2 protein-coding genes are annotated in these 1479 nt (G+C 61.3%); both read right to left on the bottom strand.

Going from position 1 to position 1479, the window contains the following annotated elements:
- Window positions 1-135: 135 nt before the first annotated feature.
- The gene (locus BACI348_RS20490) at window positions 136-951 is read right to left on the bottom strand and encodes a replication initiation factor domain-containing protein (protein ID WP_159830415.1); all 816 of its coding nucleotides are present in this window, start codon (window positions 949-951) and stop codon (window positions 136-138) included.
- A gap of 1 nt (window position 952) precedes the next feature.
- Complete coding sequence (locus BACI348_RS20485) at window positions 953-1312, bottom strand: hypothetical protein (RefSeq protein ID WP_159513421.1); 360 nt, start codon at window positions 1310-1312, stop codon at window positions 953-955.
- Window positions 1313-1479 lie beyond the last annotated feature (167 nt).

Here is a 1479-nt window from a genome sequence, read left to right as displayed (position 1 = left end):
GCGCTGAACCGTCATGCATGCGTGCTCGCCGCACGGCAGATCGCGAAGAGCGATCTAGGGCTATCGAGGGGGGAAGCGAGGCGGGGCCAATTGCTCCCGCACCCCCGCGTAAGCCCGTAGGAAGCCCTAGGAGGCCTATTCCGATGCCTGCGGGATCGATTGACCTAGATCGCGGAAATACGGCCCTACGGCCTCCCAGCCGCCGAATTTAGCAGCAATCTCCGCGAAGAGCGCACCGTACTGGCGATCGGCTGCGATCGATCGACGCTCAAACGTCGACAAGAGCCGAGGCCGGACCGTCAGGCGACTACAGCCATTGCCGAGCAGATCGCGGGCTATGCGATGCGTCCAAGCGGATACACCCCAGACCTGATCCGCAGTGAGAGACGCCGCAGTCTCTTTCGCATCCCTCACCGGTCGGTGCTGGACTTCGAACCGAAGCCAGTCGAGCGGAACACTATCAGGATCAGCCGCGAGAGAGCGTAGTTGCTTACCCTTCTCATACTCGCGAAACCTAGTCGAGGACGCTTCAGAACCCATGTAGTACGTCGAGCCATCGCCTAAGTCGTCGGGCGACCTAGTGTGCGCCTTGATGCGATGATCTCGGGCAATCTGTCTGCACTTAGCGTGAGACGTAGAGAAATCCCCGCGAATATCCTCGCATGAATCCATCCGCGTGACACGATGCTGCGGCCAGTGCTTGCGTATCGTCGCAGCAACGGCCTCTGCATTGTCGCCAGACCCGGTAACATTGGGTGAGCCATTGGGGCCGCCATGTAACATCGTCGCGATAACTTCCCCGTCGCAGTCGAGGACTTGCGCGCTCTCATGATAATTATGGCGACCCCTCCCATGCGACAGTTCAGCCGCACGGGGTATCGTCATCAACGCGTCAGCGACTACGCGTGGAAATTCCGGAATAGTGGCCTGATACCAGTCGAAATGAGCCATATCAGGAAGCCTTAGAAAAGCGCGGATTTCCGCCATTCTCAAGCGTGGTGACCCCCGTGTTACAGGACGGGGGTTCGGCAGCGCGCCGGCGAGCGATGAAGTCCGTCGTTGCTCGAGCCGCCTCGGCCTGTGGCGAGACCACATGCGAAGCGATGTCGTTGATCGCCTCGGCCGTTTCATCCTCGACGCTGTGCAGCACCGCCAGAGCATCCGCCAGTTCAGCCAGAGGCCCAGCCATGTACCCGAGAAACTCGTTCACAAGCTCGGACTTCGAAACGCCGCGAAAGACCGAGATGCGATCGAGCGCGCCGAGGATTTGAGGATCCGGCGTGAAGGTGATGCGTGGGCGTAGCGTAGCCATAGGTGTAACTCCAAGTGCGACAATCGCAGCCTAGTGCAACACTTCTGGCACAGCAACACCCATCGTCGCAAGCGCCCGCCTCGCCGCTTGGTGCCGCTTCCGGTCCTCGCTTACGCTGCGGGCCGGGTCGGCACCAGGCGGCAGCGTCGGACGCCCGCGGAGCCGGC

Origin of the sequence: Arthrobacter sp. 9AX, assembly GCF_902506095.1 — a bacterium.
In the GTDB taxonomy this organism is placed as follows: Bacteria; Actinomycetota; Actinomycetes; order Actinomycetales; family Micrococcaceae; genus Arthrobacter.
The sequence above is the reverse complement of the archived record's forward strand: the minus strand, read 5'-3'. Positions and strand labels throughout refer to the sequence as shown.